Here is a 16,720-nt window from a genome sequence, read left to right on the forward strand (position 1 = left end):
ACCGACAGCGGCCTCGCCGAGGCGACGTGGTGGCGTGCCCGCCCAGGAGGGGTTGGTTCCTGCAAGGAGCGCCGGATGCCCAAGCGAAGCATGGTTCTGCTGGCCCTGCTCCTGTTGCCCGTGGCGGCCCTGCCGCAAACGGCGGGCGCTGAGCACCAGGTGTTCACCGTGGGGGTCGAGGAGTTCTATTACGCCCCGCACTACTTCACCGTCAACGGCCGCTACGACGGCTTCGGCCGCGATGTGCTGGACCTGTTCGCGCGCAAGAAGGGCTACGACTTCAACTACCAGCCGCGTCCCTACGTGCGGATGGTCAAGGAGCTGCTGCGCGGCGACATCGACTTTCAGTACCCCGACAACCCGGACTGGCTGGCCGACCTGAAGCGCGGCCACAAGATCTACTACAGCCAGGGCGTGATCGAGTACGTGGACGGCATCAGCCGGCGCCGGGAGGACATCGGCAAGCCGATCACCACCCTCCAGCGGATCGCGATGCCGCGCGGCTGGTCACCGATCGACTACTACCCCCTGGTCCAGCGCAAGGCGCTGGCCATCGAGGAGCTCAACTCGGTCGAGGCGGTGATGCAGATGCTGCTGAGCCACCGTGTCGACGGCGTCTACCTGAACGCCGACGTGGTGGCCAGCTACCTGGCGGGCGCTGGGCTGTCGGCCGAGGCCGGCTTCGACGCGAGCCTGCCCTACCAATTCAGCCGGTTTGCCTTGTCCAGCAAGGCCCACCCCGAGGTGATCAAGGAGTTCAACCAGTTTCTGCTCGACAACGCCGCCGAGATCAAGAAGCTGAAGGAGTCCTACAAGTTCCGCTACGACGTCGATCCGAAGACCCTGCCTCGTTGAGCGGCCGCAACGAGCGGCGCCCGGCCGCGGTGTGCCAGGCGCCGGTACTTCACAGCCCTCGCGGGGGCTGATTCAGCGTCGCCTCAGGCGAGGCCGTCGGCGAAGGTACGCAGCTTGTCCGAGCGGCTCGGGTGCTTGAGCTTGCGGATGGCCTTGGCTTCGATTTGGCGGATGCGCTCGCGCGTCACGTCGAACTGCTTGCCGACCTCGTCGAGCGTGTGGTCGCTGCTCATGTCGATGCCGAAGCGCATGCGCATGACCTTGGCTTCGCGCGCGGTCAACCCGTCCAGCAGCTCGGCGATCACCGCGCGCAGGCCCGACTGCATCGCCGCTTCCATCGGCGCCACGTTGTGGCTGTCCTCGAGGAAGTCACCCAGCGTCGTGTCGCCATCGTCACCGACCGGTGATTCGAGCGACACCGGCTCCTTGGCGATCTTCATGATCTGCTTGATCTTGGACTCGGGCATCTCGAGCTTCTCGGCCAGCGTCGCCAGGTCGGGCTCGACGCCGAACTCTTGCAGGTAGACGCGGCTGACCCGGTTCAGCTTGTTGATCGACTCGATCATGTGCACCGGCACGCGGATCGTGCGCGCCTGGTCGGCGATGGCGCGGGTGATCGCCTGGCGGATCCACCAGGTCGCGTAGGTCGAGAACTTGAAGCCGCGGCGGTATTCGAACTTGTCGACCGCCTTCATCAAGCCGACGTTGCCTTCCTGGATCAGGTCGAGGAACTGCATGCCGCGGTTGACGTACTTCTTCGCGATCGAGATCACCAGGCGCAGGTTGGCCTCGATCATCTCCTTCTTCGCGTTGAGCGAGGCGCGTTCGCCTTCGTTCATCTTCTGGTTGATCGCCTTCAGCTCGCTCAGCGGGATCACCGCCTTGGACTGCAGGTCGACCAGCTTGCCCTGCAGCTCTTGCAGCGCGGCCACGTGGCGGCCCATCGCGGCGCTGTAGGGGCGGCCGGCGGCGGCTTCGCTCAGGACCCAGTCGAGGTTCAGCGCGTTGGGCGGGAAATGCTCGATGAAATGCTCTTGCGGCATGCCGCAGCGGTCGACCGCGATGCGGCGGATCTCGCGCTCGTAGCGGCGCACACCGTCGACCTGCAGGCGCAGCAGGCCGCACAGCTTGTCGATCGTCTTGACCGTGAAGCGGATGGTCATCAGCTGGTCGCTGAGCACACGCTGCGCGGCGTCGTAGGCGGCAGAGCCGTGGCCGTGCTTCTCGAACGCGACCCGCAGCTTGCCGAAGCTTTCGCGCATGGCGGCGAACTTGTCCAGCGCCTGGGCCTTCATTTCTTCGAGGCGACGGGTCATCGCGCGGCTGCCGCCGTTGCCGTCGTCATCGTCGTCTTCGCTGTCGTCGAACGAATCGGTGTCTTCTTCGGCCACGTAGTCGTCGGCCTCGTCGGCGACGACGAAACCGTCGACGACATCGGAGATGGCCAGCTCACCGGTGGCGATCTTGTCGGCATACGACAAGACCTCGGCCACCACCAGCGGCGACGACGAGACCGCCAGCATCATGGCCTGCATGCCGCCTTCGATGCGCTTGGCGATCTCGATCTCGCCTTCGCGGGTCAGCAGCTCGAACAGCCCCATGTCGCGCATGTACATGCGCACCGGGTCGGTCGTGCGGCCGAAGTCGGAGTCGACGGTCGACAGCGCGGCTTCGGCGGCTTCTTCGGCTTCTTCTTCGGTCGTCGCCGTGCCGGCACCACCGGCCACCAGCAAGGTGGCAGCATCGGGCGCGCGCTCGTAGACGGCGATGCCCATGTCGTTGAGCATCTTCACCGTCGCCTCGATCACCTCGGGGTCGACGAGCTTCTCGGGCAGGTGATCGTTGATTTCTTGCTGGACCAGGTAGCCGCGGGTCTTGCCCATCTTGACCAGCGTCTTCAGGTCGCTGCGGCGCTTGGCGGCTTCTTCTTCGGTCAGCGTGGTGGAGTCCAGGCCGAACTCGCGGATCAGCGCGCGTTCCTTGGACTTGGGCACCTTCATCCGCAGCGGCTTGACCTTGGCGGTCTCGGTGGTCGCGTCGCCGGCTTCGGCGCCGACAGCGGCCTCGGCACCGTCTTCACCCGCGGTCAGGTCTTCGAGCTCGGCATCGAAATCGTCTTCCAGCGGGATCGGCGCGGCCTTGGCCTTGCCCTTCGTTTTGGCCGGCGCCGGCGCTTTCACCGGGGCGGCCGCTTTCGCCGGAGCTGCAGCGGCGGCAGTGCGCTTGGTCGCGCGCTTGGCCGGCGCGGCAGTGGCGGTGGCGGTAGTCTTGGCGGTTGCCGTGCGCGCGGCGGTCGACTTTTCGGACATTCGATTCCTAGGGGCTGGAAGAGCTGAGAACGTGACCCACCTGGGTTGGACCGGCCGGTGGACCGGACACCCGCATCACCAGGCTCGACGCGGATGAATTAACAAGGCCGCCCACGACCCAGTTGGGGGTCGCGGACCAGATTGAAAGCTGCCGGGGCATGGGCCCCGCGCCTTCGGCGAACCCCGCACCACAAGAAAAAGCCCGCAACCAATGTGTTGGCAGCGGGCTTCGGTCTTCCGGACGTGCCCCGATGGGTGCACGACGGTCTCGCGCGCTGGGTGACGGGTTCCCGTGGATCCGCCCAATGGTGCGGCCGGTTGAGCGCGGCAGGAAAATGGATTATACCGGGTTTTCCCCAAACTCGTCCAGGGCCGATGCAGCGGCGCGCCAAGTCGATGAATAGTGCACAGGCGCATGGCGGCAGGAAACCTCGGCTGGTGTGGGGGCACGGCGCGCATCGCTGGGTCTTCGGCCAGCGCAGGCCGGACATGAGCCCTCGATTGAAAAATCTGTGGTCTTTCGTTCAGCCCACCCACAGCCCCCCCTCACACCGTCAACGCGCCTGCTGCGCCACCCGCTGTGCCCTGGCCTGCGCCCCGCGCACCTCGAAGGCCACCGCCTCGCGCACCGCGCCGCGCGCATCCAGCAGCTCCAGCTTGTGCGCGCCGGGCCAAGGCAGCCACTGCATCGGCTGCGCTGCGCCGAGCAGCTTGCCATCGAGGCGCCAGCGCCAGCCGCCCGGCAACGCGTGGGCCGGGGCGATGCGCATCTTTTGCGCGGCGGGCGGGATGTCGGGGTCGAGCGCCAGCACGGTGCGGTCGATCGGTTGAGCGATCAGCGCCGACGCGGGGGCCTGCTCGGCGCGCACGACCTTGGCCTGCTCGGTGCCGGCCAGAAACCACTCGCTGCGCGGCGGCTCGACCGCCGGCTCGAAGCGCAGCGGCTGGTGCACCAGGCCCGGCGGCGGCACCGCCGCGGCAGGCTCGGCCTCGCGCCGCCAGAGCTCGTCCATCACCGCGCGCCAGATCGGCGCGGCGCCGCTGACGCCGGAGACATCGGCCATCGGCTGGCCGCTGGCGTTGCCGACCCACACCGCCACCGTGTGGCGGCGCGAGAAGCCGATGCACCAGTTGTCGCGCATGTCCTTGCTGGTGCCGGTCTTGACCGCGCTCCAGCGTCGTGTGGCCAGCGCGTTGTGGAGGCCGAAGGTGACCGCGCGGGCTTCGCGGTCGGCCAGCATGTCGGCGACGATGAAACTGGCCGCTGGGTCCATCACGCTGCGGGGCGCCGCCTTCGCATCGGCCGGCTTGAAGCGCAGTGTTGAAACACGGCCGCCATTGGCCAGCGCACGGTAGGCATTGGCCAGGTCGGCCAGCGCGACCTCGGCCGAGCCGAGCGCCAGGCTGTGGCCGTAGTAGCCGCCGCTTTCGCGCAGGCCCAGGCCCAGCGCCTGCAAGCGCTCGTGGAAAGCCTCGGGCGTGACCACCACCAGCGTGCGCACCGCCGGCACGTTGAGCGAGCTGGCCAGCGCGGTGCGCACCGACACCAGCCCCTTGAAGCGGTGGTCGTAGTTCTGCGGGATGTACAGCCCGCCCACCGTCTCGAGCCCCAGCGGCGAATCGTCGATCAGCGAGGCCGCGGTCAGCCAGCGTTGCTCGATCGCCAGTTCGTACAAGAAGGGCTTCAAGGTCGATCCTGCCTGGCGGCGCGCGAGCACCCCGTCGACCTCACCGGCCTGCGACAGCTCGGGCCCGCTCGACCCCACCCAGGCCAGCACCTCGCCGCTGGCGTTGTCGATCACCAGCAGCGCGCCATCGTCGACCTGCCGGCCGCGCAGCTCGGCCAGTTGGCGGCGCAGCGTGTCGCGCGCGAAACGCTGCAGGCCGGCGTCCAGTGTGCTGCGCACCTGCGCCGCTGTTTCGCCGCGCAGCAGCCGGCGCGCCAGGTGCGGGGCCAGCTGCGCATCGGCATCCAGCCGCGCCGCCACGGTGTGGCCCAGCGCGAAGACCGTAGCGCCTTCGAGGCCGGCGCAATCCAGCCGCTGCTCGCGCAAGAGGCCGCAGGCCCGCTGGCTGACGACGACCGGCGTCGCGTTCGGCGCCCGCAACAGCGCCACCGCGATGGCCGCCTCTTGCGCGTCCAGCCCGCTTGGCCGCTTGCCGAACAGCGTGGCCGACATCGCCGCGATGCCGACCTGCTCGCCGCGGAACGGCACCAGGTTCAGGTAGGCCTCGAGGATCTGGTCCTTGCGCCAACGCTGGTCCAGCACGAGCGCGGTGCCGGCCTGCGTCAGCTTGGCGCCGACACCGCGGCTGCCGCCGCGCCCGCTCGCCTCCGGGTCCAGCAGCCCGGCGAGCTGCATCGTCAGTGTGGACGCGCCGCGCGTGCGCGTGTTCCACAGGTTGCCGAACGCGGCCGCGCCGACCGCCGACCAGTCGATGCCGCTGTGCTCGTAGAAGCGCTTGTCCTCCGACAGCAGCAGCGCGGTGCGCACGGCGGGCGACACCTCGGTCAGAGGCACCCAGTCGAGCTTGCGCACCTTGAGGTTGGTGCGCAGCGTCTGCAGCGGCTCGCCATGCCGGTCCAGCAACACCTGGTCGGACGGGCGCCAGGCGGCCTTGACCTCGTCGAAGCGCGGCAACTCACCGGCGCACGCCGCGGCCGCTGCCAGCAGCAGCGCGGTGCCCGCGGCGAGCCGCCACCGCCTCACGGCGCGACCACCCAGCGCGCGTTCGGCGACTCGCCGAACATCTCGGGCGCGTACATCGCCTCGACCCGCGTCTGCGGCAGGCCGAAGTCGCCGGGGTTGTTGAGCCGCACGGTGTACTCCAGCACCAGCGGGCCCTTGGGCAGGTAGCGGTAGTAGGCGCGAAAGGCCTCGAAGCTGCGCTCTTCATAGGCCAGCCAGCCGCGGCTGTCGCTCTTTTCGCCGTCGGTCGACAAGGCACTGTCGCGCCCCAGCCCGCTGCCCAGCAGCGCCGCGCCCCCCGGGATCGGGTCGTGCACCACCACCCAGGTCATGTCGGCCTGCGCATCGATCTTCAGCGTGATGCGGTAGACATCGCCGCGGCTGTACACGCCCTTGGTCTTTTGCTCGACCGGGGTCAGCGTCTTCTCGATCCGGTAGCCCGACGAGAAGGGTTTGTCGACAGGCACCGCGGCCTTCGAGATCAGCGTGAGCCACGGCTTGCCCATGCCCTCTTGCGTGACCTTCAAGTCACCGGCAGACAGGGGCGCCGAGGCCGCACCGATCTTCGGCGCCGGCCAGCCCATGGCCAAGGTGCCGCCTTGCGGCTTGGCGCCCCAGTCCCAGCTCAGCGCCGGCGCGCCGTCGAAGCCGGCCTTGGTGCTGCCGTGGACCGACTCGCTCTCGAAGCGGCGCGAGAAAGCCTCGATCGCCAGCACGCCCCAGGCGTTGGCCGGCGTGGTCGACCAATGCCCGTACTGGTGGCGCTGCAGCGCGCCGGTCACCAGCCGCGGCATGTCGTCCTTCCAGCCCGGGCGTTGCATCACGGCCAGCAGCAGGCGCACCGCGTTGCTGTCGCCGTTAGCCATCAGCCACCACCAGTTGTCGTCGCGCTCGGTCGAGAAGCCCACCCGCGTGCCCTGCACGTTCAAGCGCGCGCGCAGGATGTTCTCGGCCTCGGCGATGCGCTGTTCGCGCTCGGGCAGGTTGGGCGTGCGGTCCAGCAGCATCAACCAGTCGATCACCGCCGCGGTCGGCCACTGGTTGGGCAGGATCTGGATGGCCTGCAGCATGCGCGGCTGCACCTTGCCGCTGCGCGACAGCGCTTCGAGCGCGCTCAGCTTGCGCACATCGAGGTCGCCGTTCTTCAGGAAGGCGGGCACCCAGAACTTGCGCTCCAGCCGGCCTTCGACGAACGCGACCAACCCCGCCTCCATCCGGCTCTTGGCCGCATCGGGGATCGCGTAGTCGCTGCCCGCTTCGGCGCTGATCGACAGCAGGTAGGCGGTGAGCGTGTCGCTGCCGGTGTTGCGGCTGTCGGCGCCGGGCGGAAAGTAGTGCGCCAGGCCATCGTCGTCCAGGTACAGCGGCAGCCGCTCCATCAGCGACTGCCAACGCGGCGCGTCGCGCAGGCCGATCGCGATCGACGCCTGCTGCTCCAGGCAGCTCCATGGGTAGCGCCAGAAATACTCGCGCACCCCTGGCAGGCCGTCGGCCAGCTTGGGCTTCAAGCCGACATCGATGCCGCCGCGCATCACGCCCTTGGCATCGCGCAAGGCGGTTTGTGGCGGTGCCACGGCAAGCGATGCCGCCTTGTCCAGCTGCACCAGCGTGGCCTGCTGCACCGTGATCGGCACCGCTTCAACCACCTTCTGAGTGAACTTCATCTTGTCGCGTGCGCTCGCGCTCTCGGCCTGCAATGACCAGTCGAGTGACTTGACGTTGAACGGCACCAGCGCATCCCAGGCCGCTTCTTGCGCGCCGTTCGGCTCGATGCGCAGCGTTTGCGGTGCCATCGTCTGCGCCCCTTCGCTGCTGTTGACGCTGGCGCTCAGCTTGACCTCCATCGCCTGCGCGGTGGTGTTGCGCAGCGTGACGCTGGCGCGGTAGCGATCGCCCTCGCGCACCAGCGGCGGCAGGCCGGCGAGGATCTGCAGATCCTGTGTGCTGCGGATACTGGCCTGGCCGGTGCCGAACAGGCCGGCGTTAGTGCCCTGCACCGCGTCGGCCACCGCGACGATGCGAAAGCTCGTCAGCGCGTCGTTCAGCGGCACGTTGAGCGTGGCCTGGCCGTTCGCGTCCAGCGTGACGTGCGGGTTCCACAACAACAGCGTGTCGAACAGCTCGCGCGTCGGGAAGTTGCCGCCACCACCACCGGCCGGCGCCGCCTTCTTGCCGAAGTGCCGCTTGCCGATGATCTGCATCTGCGCGGTCGAGGTCTCCACGTCGTAGTCGCGGTGGCGGATCATCGCGCCGAGCAGGTCCCAGCTCGCGTTGGGCATCAGCTCCAGCAGCGCTTCGTCGACAGCGGCCAGTGCCACCTCGGTGCCGGCCGGCGCCGGCTGGCCGTTGGGCAGCGTGACCTTCAGCCTGACCTGCGCCTGCGCGCGGACCGGGTAGCTGGGTTTGTCGGTCGTGACCTCGACCTTCAGCCTGTGGCCCGCCGTGCCGACCAGGATCTCGGCGATGCCGTACTTGAAGGCCGGCTTGGCCAGGTCGACCATCGCGGTCGGCGGCTGCACCGGCTCACCGGCCTGCTTGTAGTCGCTCCACCATTGCGATGGCGACCTCCAGCCCCACTGGAAGAACGAATACCACGGCACCTCGCGCAGCCGGCCGCGCACCGCCAGCACCGACACATAGACGTTAGGCCCCCATTCGGGCTTGACCGGCAAGTCGATCGTCGGGTCCTTGCCGTGCAGATCGATGGTGCGGGTTTCGAGGATGCCGTTGCGCTCGATCGCCAGCAGCGCGGTCGCATGGCGAAACGGCATGCGCACCTGGAAGCGCGCGGTCTGCCCCGGCTCGTAAGAGCGCTGCTCGGGGATCACGTCCATGCGGTCGTCGTTCTCGCCGCCGAACCAGGTTTCGCCCTGGCGCGTGACCCAGGCGGTGGCGGCAGCGCGCGCCACATGGCCACCGGCATCGGTCGCGCTGGCGATCAGCTCGATGTCGCCGGCGGTCTTGAGCTGCACGTCGCACAGCAGCAGGCCGCGCGCATCGGTGCGGCCGGTGCAGACTTCGCCCAGCTCCTCGTCGGCGCGCTGGTTGTCGTAGGCATAGAAGCCACCGACCAGCCGGCGCCGGGTCGATTGCACCTTGTGCAGCACCGCGCGCAGCGACACGGCCTGCTGCGCGATCGGCTTGCCCGCGGTGTCCAGCGCCAGCACCTGCGTCGGCAACGATTGCTTGACCGACACCCAGCGGTCGGTGCGCACGCCCAGCACCACCGCCGACGGCCACACCGGCACCGTCTGCGACAGCGTCTGGATCTCGCCGTTCGGGTCGGCATAAGTCGCCTGCAGCAGCAGCTCAGAGGCGCTCTGCACCGGCGGCAGGCCGCTCAGCTTGACCTGGCCGGCGCCGTTCTTGTCGAGCGTGACGGCGAGCTTGTCGCCGACCAGCCGGGCGTCGTTGGCACCACGGCGGGAGACCGCATGCTCCTCGTCGTCTTCGTCGAGATAGTCTTCGCCGAAGGCCGGCGCGTTGGTGGCCTCACGCGGCTCGCGCGGGCGCTCGAAGCGAAAGCCCGGGTAGGCTTCGGCCCGCTGCGCCGCGCCGCCGTCGGCTGGCCGCAGCTGGGCCGAGACCCGCACGTCCAGCCCCGCGGCGCCACCGCCGTTGCCGTAGTTGACCTGCAGCGCGATCGGCACCTCGGTCGGCTGCACCAGCGCCGCCTTGGGCGGCACCAGCCGGCCGGTCATCAGCGGCAGGCGGAACTCTTCGACCCGAAAGCCACCGGTCATCTGGGCGTGGCCCGGCCGCGCGAGCGTCACGTCATAACGGCCGAGCTTGGCGTCACGCGGGATCTCGAAGCTCGACTCGGCATAACGCCCGTTGCGCCAGCTGAGCGGGAAGGTGAAGCGCTGGCCCGAGCCCTGGTGCGTGACGATCAGCTCGGTGGGCAACTGCGCCGCGTCGCTCAGCGCGATGCCGGCCAGCTCTTCCTGCCGCGCGTAGTGCTTCATCGACAAGGTCTGGCCGGCGCGCAGCAGCGTGCGGTCCATCACCGTGTGCAGGCGCTGCGCGCGGTCGTCGATGTCGCCCCAACGGCCACCGGCGTACGGCAGGTGGAAGCGCCAGGCCTCCAGGCCCTGGTTCCAGGTCGACCAGGTGAAGGCCATGTCGGTCCAGCCCTTGGCGGCATCGGTCTTGCGCGCGCTGACGAAATAGCCCACCTCGGTGCCGCTTTCGCCATCGCGACCGTTGCACGCGTCCCAGTTCATCGGCGGCAAGACCTTGGGCACCAGCACGAAGCCCTTTGCATCGGTGCGGCCACTCCATTGCGGCTCGCCGTGGCAATCGGAGATCTGCACCTGCGCGTCGGCCACCGGCTGGGCCTGGTCGAGTGTCGTGACCCAGACGCCCGAGTTGACCGCGCCCCACTTGAAGTGCACGCCCAGGTTGGTGACCAGCGCGGTGGTGCGCACATACATCGGCGCCTCGCGATCGAGCAGCGAGCGGCCCAGGCGCGGCGACTCGATCTCGACCACGTGCAAGCCCGGCTGTGGCAAGGGGATGCCGACGACCTCGAATGGCCGGCCGTCTTTCGCGTCGCTGGGCGGCAGCGTCAGGCGCCGCACGTCCTTGACGCCAGCGAAGAGGCTGACGGCGCGGGTCTGCACGTTGCGGGTCTCGTCGGGGGCCACATAGCCTTCGTAGCCGTCATCGCCCTCGCCTGAGTCCTCACCCTGTTCCTCGCCGTAGCGTTTGGTCTTGCGCGCGGGCTTCTGCGGCGCCGGGGGCGGCGGCAGCTTGATGCCGAGCTCCGCCTCGACCACCGAGCGCGGCAGCCAGCGCTCCTGGTAACGCTTGACCTTGGCCAGCCAGGCGACGATCTGCTTGTCGTCGGTCAGGCGCACATCGCGCACCGGCAGCGGGCCGGTCGCGCTGGCGCCCTTGACCATGAGGTCGGGCTCGACATGGCGCAAGGTCACCGGCAGCAGCGGTTCGGCGTTCAGCTCCAGAATGCCGAAGGGCGCCGCGGCGAATTTGGCCAGCGCCGGCGCACCGGCGGTCTTGACCGCCAGCGGAAACTGGCTGGCGTTGGCCAGCACGCGGCCGGCATCGTCTTTCAAGCCGGGTGGCAGCTCGATGCGCAAGGCCGCGGTCTCGGGCAGCGCCGCCTTCCACTGCACCGCGCTGACACCTTCTTGCGCCCGCAGCGCGGCCGCGTCGCTGGTCTTGCCCGCGCTGCGGCCGATCAGCCACAGAAAGCGCTGCATGCCCCGGTCCCAGAACGACAGCAGCTGTTCGGTCTGGTCGCCGCGGCCGGTTTCGAGCTGCGGCGCCAGGCGCTCACCCGACGGGGTGACGAGCGCGACGCGCTCGGCCACGTTGCGCGGCACCGGCGACGAAAACTCCAGCCGCAGCGGGCGGATCGGCAGGCAATCGGCGCGTGAGTTCTCGCGCTCGCAGGTGAAGCTGGCGTTGAACGGCGGCCGCACCTCGTAGCTCAGGCGCTTGTCGGCCGAGTTCGCCACGCCCGAGGGCGTGGCGATGCCCTTGCCCCAGACCAGGTCGAGCTTGGCGCCCGGTGGCAGCGGCCGCGCGCAGCGCACCGTCACCACCCGCGCCTGCTGCGCCCGCAGATTGACCGCCTTCAGGATCTCGTCGCGCACCGTGCCGGTGATCACCTTGAGCGGGATCCGCTCACCCAGCGACGAGACCTGGCAGTGCCCGAAACGCTCGATGCTTTCGGCCGTGGCCGTGCCGTTGAGCAGCAGCGCAAAGACCTGCTCTTCTTCGATGCGGCCGCCGCCATAGCCGCTGTCGAACGGATGCGCGCGCTTGACGATCGGGCCGCCGGTGTTGAAGGCGTAGCGCGCCGGGCCCGTGAGCTCACCGCCAGCCAGCGCCTTCAGGCCCGGCTTGGCGGTCAACTGGCAGGCCGTGCCGGCCGGCACGTCTTCCTTGAAGTCGAAGACCCAGGTCTTGTCGTCGACCCAGCGGCCGCTGCCCGGCGTCGGGCAGGCGAGGTCGAACGGCGCCGGCAGCCGCGGGTCGCCGAAGCGCACCATCGGTTCGCTGAAGGTGGCGCGCACCTGCCGCACCTGTGCCGTCTCGCCCTGCGGCGAGAAAGTCTGCACGCTGAAGGCCTGGGCCGCGCTGGCGGCGGCGATGCACCCGGCCAGGGTGGCGGTGCGGAGGAACTTCTTCTGGTTCACGTCGGGCTCCCTTCCCAGCCCGATCGGCGCGGGCCCTCGCCCGCGATGATGCCGCAGCGGCGCCTACAAGTGCTTGTAGAAGAAGGTCGTACCGCAGAAATCGCCGTTGGGCATCAGCGCGTATTTCGGCACCTCGCCCACCCGCTGCCAGCCGGCGCGCTGGTACAGGCGCTCGGCATCGCCGCCGGTCACGGTGTCCAGCACCAGCACCGTTTTCTCCTCGGCGCGGGCTTCGTCGTCGAGCGCCGCCATCAGCCGCTGCGCGATGCCGCGGCGGCGGGCGCGGCGGTGCACCAGCATCTTGGCCACGTCGGCGCGGTGAGGCTGGTTGTCGGGCAGGCCGGTGATCAGCTGCACCGTGCCGACCAACCGCCCGTCGGCATCGTCGGCCACCAGCAGCACGCGCTCGCCTCGGGCCACGCCCTCGGCCACGTCACGCCAGAAGGCCAGCGCCCGCTCGCGCGGCAACGGCCACATGAAGCTGACCGACGCCCCGCCTTCGACGCAGTCGATCAGCAGATCAGCCAGCTCCTCGACACAGGCCGCGGCTTCGTTGGCGCCAACGCGCCGGATCGTCATTGGCTCGGTCATCCGTTTCTCCGGGTGGGCATGAAAGGCAGGGTCACCAGCGCGACCAGGTAACGCGCGGGCGAGCGGGTCGGGTTGCGGTAGACGATCGGCTGATCCAGCCGCATCGCGAGGCAGTCGCCGGTCTCCAGGCACCAGTGCGTGTCGCCGACCGTCATCTCCATCGCGCCATCGATCATCCAGACCTGTTGGTGGACCTCGGACTCGCGCGGGCCGCTGTCGTAGGCGATGCGCTGGCCGGCCGGGAAGATCACGTCGACCAGCTGGATCGGCGAGCGCGCCGCCGGCGACACATTGCGCCGCACATAGCCGGTGGCCGGGTCGGTCCACAGCGGCTGCTCGGCGACGCGGGCCATCGGTGAAGGCTCGGCCAACGCCGCGACGCTGTCTTCGAACAGCGAGGCCACGGTCACGCCCAGCGCGGCGGCCAGCTTGTCCAGCACGACGGCGGTGGGGCTGCTCTGGCCCCGTTCGATCAGCGAAATGTTGGAACGGCTGACGCCGCTGCGCTCGGCCAGCGCATCCAGCGACAGGCCGTGGGTGTCACGCAGTTCGCGCACACGGCGGCCGATGCGGGTGTTGATGTCCATACGTTCCAGTTTACAGGAATACGAATCCATTTAACTGGACACAGAATGGCGGGCGCGCCGATTGCCGGACCACGGCATGGCTGCAGCACATGGCGACATCCGCATCGGCATCTCGGGCTGGCGCTATGCGCCGTGGCGCGGCGTGTTCTACCCACCCAAGCTGCCCCAGCGGCAAGAATTGGCCTTCGCCTCGCGCATGCTGCCGACGATCGAGATCAATGGCACCTTCTATGCATTGCAGCGGCCGGAATCGTTCGAGCAGTGGCACGACGAAACACCCGAAGATTTCGTCTTCGCGGTCAAGGGCCCGCGTTACATCACGCACCTGCGACGCCTGAAGGATGTGCAGCAACCACTGGCGAATTTCTTTGCTTCGGGTGTCTTCGCACTCGGTGACAAGCTGGGGCCGCTGCTGTGGCAATGCCCGCCTCACCTGCCCTACGACCCGGCGCGCTTCGAGGCCTTCTTCAAGTTGCTGCCGCACGACAGCGATGCAGCCCTCGCCTTGGCGCGTCGGCACGACGAGCGCCTGAACGGCCGCAGCCTGCTGCGTGTGCAGCACCCGCAGCCACTGCGCCATGCGCTGGAGATCCGCCACGCGAGTTTCATCGACCCCGGCTTCATCGCGATGCTGCGGCGCCACCAGGTGGCGCTGGTGGTGGCCGACACTGCCGGCAAGTGGCCCCAGCTGGAAGACCTGAGCGCCGACGTCGTCTACCTGCGGCTGCATGGCGACCAAGAGCTGTACGCCAGCGGCTACAGCAGCGCGGCGCTCGACCGCTGGGCCCAGCGCATCGCCACCTGGCGCAACGGCCGGCAGGTGGCCGATGCCCACCTCGCGTCGCCCAAGGCGGCGCCGCGCCGTGCCCGGCGCGACGTCTACTGCTATTTCGACAACGATGTGAAGGTGCATGCGCCGTATGACGCCGCGCACTTGGCCAAGCGGCTCGGGCTGCCCACCGGCCTGACGGCGGACGAACACGTCGTGCCGCCGGCCGGCTTGCCGCCGCCCCGCAGCCAGGCACCCGCCTGGGGCTCGCCGCGCGCTCGGCACTGACGCGGCGGCCGGTCCTACAACGCGCGTCGCCCGCTTCCTACACGGCGCGCCGCCGGCGCCGCCCACACTGGGCCGCGATGGCCGAGCCGCGGCCGACACACGCAGGACTTGACCGATGACCACCCCCACCCTCTTCGACGCCTTGCGCGACAGCCACGCGATCCAGCGCAGCCTGTGCCGCCGCCTGACGCGCACGCGCCACCCGCAGCGGCGCGAGATGCTGTTTCTGCAGTTGAAGGTCGAGCTCGAAGCCCATGCCGCTGCCGAAGAGCGCTTTCTCTACGTGCCGATGCTGATGACCGACTCGGGGCTCAGCGCGACACGCCACGCCTTGTCCGAACACCACGACATCGAAGAACTGTGCGAAGACCTGAGCGTGCGCGACAAGGCCAGCGCCGAATGGGCCGAGACGATGGCCGCGCTGAGCCACAAGGTGCACCACCACCTGCGTGAAGAAGAACGCAAGTTCTTCAAGGTCGGCGGGCGCCTGCTCACCGCGCGCCACAAGGCCCAGCTGGCGCGCGATTACGAGAAAGACGTGGTGCGACTGCGTCGCCTGTACGCCGAGCACTACCGCACGTTGGCGGTGGACGCGGCCGGTGCAGTGCGCCTGTCGCGCCGGGCGGCGCAACACCCGGCCGCACCGGCCTGAGCGTTTCAACGCTCGTCAGACGGCGCCGCTGTTCTTCAGGCCCAGCACCTCGATCGGCTCGATAGCCGGTGGGCTGGCAAACAGCTCGGGCGCCTTGGCCATCAACGCCTGCGCGATCGGGCCGGTCAGATGGCCCTGGCGGCCGGCCTCGTCGTGGAAAGCGTCGAAGACGCCGAACGTGGTCGGCGACAAGCGCAGCGCAAGCCAGATCGGCGTGGCCGGCTCGTCGCGCGCCATCGTCAGCGCAGCTTGCAGGAACTGGGCCACCTCGGCCTCCTTGCCGGGCTTGGCTTCGAGGCGGGCGAACAGGGCGAGCTTGATCATGGGGTGACTCCTGGTTGAAGGGTTCGTCGTTGATTCGACGGGGGCCAGTGTCGACATCCAAGCGTTTTCTCACCATTGCCGCAAATGACATTTTCGATACCATATGCGCCATGAAGGTCGCAGTGCTGGCGCTCGATGGCGTGTTCGATACCGGGCTGGCGTCGGTGTGCGACACCCTCACCACCGCGAACGAGCTCGCCGCGCTGCAGCAGCTGCCGGCGCCGCGCTTCGACATCACGGTGGTGGGCGTGCGCAAGCAGGTGAACACCGCGCTCGGCCTGCGGGTGCCGGTGCAGCCGGTGGGCGCCTGCCCGCACCCGGACTGGGTCGTCGTGCCGGCGCTGGGCACCAAGATGCCCGAGCCTTTGGTGCAGGCCTTGGCGCGGCCCGACACGCGCGACGGCGCGGCCCAGCTGGGCGATTGGCATGGCGGCGGTGCACGCGTGGCGGCGGCCTGCATCGGCGGCTTTCTGCTCGCCGAATCGGGCCTGCTCGAAGGCCACGAGGCCACCACCACCTGGTGGCTCGGGCCGCTGTTTCGCCAGCGCTACCCGGGCGTGCGGCTCGACGAGTCGCGCATGCTGGTGCCCTCGGGCGATTTCGTCACCGCCGGCGCGGCCATCGGCCACCTCGACCTCGCACTGTGGCTGGTGCGCCGGGCCAGCCCGGAGCTGGCGGCGGTCGTCGCGCGTTACCTGCTGGTCGATTCGCGGCCCTCACAAGCCGCGTTCATGATCCCCGACCACCTGGCGCATGCCGACCCGCTGGTGCAGCGTTTCGAGCGCTGGGCCCGCGGGCGCCTCGACCAAGGCTTTTCGCTCGACGCCGCGGCCGATGCCCTGGCGACCAGCAAACGCACGCTGCAGCGCCGGCTCGAGGCCGTGCTCGGCAAGTCGCCGTTGTCGTACTTTCAGGATTTGCGCGTCGAACGCGCGGTGCACCTGCTGCGCACCAGCCCGGCCGATATCGAGAAGATCGCGGCCGAGGTGGGCTATGCAGATGGGGTGACGCTGCGCACGCTGCTGCGCAAGCGCCTGGGGCGTGGCGTGCGCGAGCTGCGCGCGCGGGCCCGCTGAAGAGATCGGTCAGCTCAGCCGCGCAGGCGATCTTGCACGCGGTCGATCGTCGCCCAGGCGATGTCGGCCGCAGCCTGCTCGTTCATGAAGTGGCCGTGCTCGACGAAGTAGCGGTCGGCCAGTGCTTCGCGCAGCGCGGGCGCCTGCGACACATTGGCGGGCAGGTCACGGGGCGAACAGCCGGCCAGCGCCTGCTTCAGGCGGCGGGCGAACAGCTTGTAGGCCACCGGGTCCAGCCGCAGGCGGCCGTTTTCCATCTCGTGCAGCTTCTGCGCCACGTCGAGCACGTAGAGGATCTGACCAGAGGAAGCGGGCAAGGGCATGGTGTGGGGTCGCCAAACGCGAGTCGCATTCGAGGGCCCCCAATGTCGCCGGGATGGCGCCGCGGCGATCGGCCGAAAAGCGGCTGCACACC

Annotated in this window: 11 protein-coding genes; 4 read left to right on the forward strand and 7 right to left on the reverse strand. The window is 69.3% G+C overall.

Going from position 1 to position 16,720, the window contains the following annotated elements; all coding sequences use genetic code 11:
* Positions 1-75: 75 nt before the first annotated feature.
* On the forward strand, positions 76-855 hold the full coding sequence (locus ACE3SG_RS18275) for a hypothetical protein (RefSeq protein WP_374567438.1): 780 nt from the start codon (positions 76-78) through the stop codon (positions 853-855).
* A gap of 83 nt (positions 856-938) precedes the next feature.
* On the opposite strand, the gene rpoD is transcribed toward ACE3SG_RS18275, so the two are convergent.
* From rpoD to ACE3SG_RS18300, 5 genes are all read right to left on the reverse strand, one after another.
* Complete coding sequence (gene rpoD / locus ACE3SG_RS18280) at positions 939-3,164, reverse strand: RNA polymerase sigma factor RpoD (protein WP_374567440.1); 2,226 nt, start codon at positions 3,162-3,164, stop codon at positions 939-941.
* Positions 3,165-3,718: 554 nt separating this feature from the next.
* Positions 3,719-5,875 (reverse strand): penicillin-binding protein 1C, encoded by a 2,157-nt coding sequence (pbpC, locus tag ACE3SG_RS18285; RefSeq protein WP_374567442.1) that lies wholly within the window; start codon positions 5,873-5,875, stop codon positions 3,719-3,721.
* On the reverse strand, positions 5,872-12,018 hold the full coding sequence (locus ACE3SG_RS18290; protein ID WP_374567444.1) for an MG2 domain-containing protein: 6,147 nt from the start codon (positions 12,016-12,018) through the stop codon (positions 5,872-5,874). Before ACE3SG_RS18290 ends, pbpC begins: the two co-directional genes overlap by 4 nt.
* A 63-nt stretch (positions 12,019-12,081) precedes the next feature.
* Positions 12,082-12,609 (reverse strand): N-acetyltransferase family protein, encoded by a 528-nt coding sequence (locus ACE3SG_RS18295; protein WP_374567446.1) that lies wholly within the window; start codon positions 12,607-12,609, stop codon positions 12,082-12,084.
* Entirely contained in the window at positions 12,606-13,196 is a 591-nt protein-coding gene (locus tag ACE3SG_RS18300; protein WP_374567448.1) for a helix-turn-helix domain-containing protein, read from the reverse strand. The genes ACE3SG_RS18295 and ACE3SG_RS18300 overlap by 4 nt, the downstream gene beginning before the upstream one ends.
* Before the next feature lie 76 nt (positions 13,197-13,272).
* On the opposite strand from ACE3SG_RS18300, the gene ACE3SG_RS18305 reads away from it, so the two are divergent.
* Entirely contained in the window at positions 13,273-14,253 is a 981-nt protein-coding gene (locus ACE3SG_RS18305) for a DUF72 domain-containing protein (RefSeq protein WP_374567450.1), read from the forward strand.
* A gap of 115 nt (positions 14,254-14,368) precedes the next feature.
* A complete protein-coding gene (locus ACE3SG_RS18310) occupies positions 14,369-14,905 on the forward strand; it encodes a hemerythrin domain-containing protein (protein WP_374567452.1) in 537 nt (178 codons plus the stop codon).
* Between the two features lie 15 nt (positions 14,906-14,920).
* On the opposite strand, the gene ACE3SG_RS18315 is transcribed toward ACE3SG_RS18310, so the two are convergent.
* Positions 14,921-15,229 carry a putative quinol monooxygenase gene (locus ACE3SG_RS18315; protein ID WP_374567454.1) on the reverse strand — a complete coding sequence of 103 codons (309 nt, stop codon included), beginning with the start codon at positions 15,227-15,229 and terminating at the stop codon, positions 14,921-14,923.
* 110 nt (positions 15,230-15,339) lie between these two features.
* Here ACE3SG_RS18315 and ACE3SG_RS18320 point away from each other — a divergent pair, with 110 nt between their 5' ends.
* On the forward strand, positions 15,340-16,305 hold the full coding sequence (locus tag ACE3SG_RS18320) for a GlxA family transcriptional regulator (protein ID WP_374567456.1): 966 nt from the start codon (positions 15,340-15,342) through the stop codon (positions 16,303-16,305).
* Between the two features lie 14 nt (positions 16,306-16,319).
* Here ACE3SG_RS18320 and ACE3SG_RS18325 read toward each other — a convergent pair whose 3' ends face one another.
* Complete coding sequence (locus ACE3SG_RS18325) at positions 16,320-16,628, reverse strand: hypothetical protein (protein ID WP_374567458.1); 309 nt, start codon at positions 16,626-16,628, stop codon at positions 16,320-16,322.
* Positions 16,629-16,720 lie beyond the last annotated feature (92 nt).

The sequence above is a fragment of the Ideonella sp. genome (assembly GCF_041914305.1).
Classification (GTDB): Bacteria; Pseudomonadota; Gammaproteobacteria; order Burkholderiales; family Burkholderiaceae_C; genus Ideonella.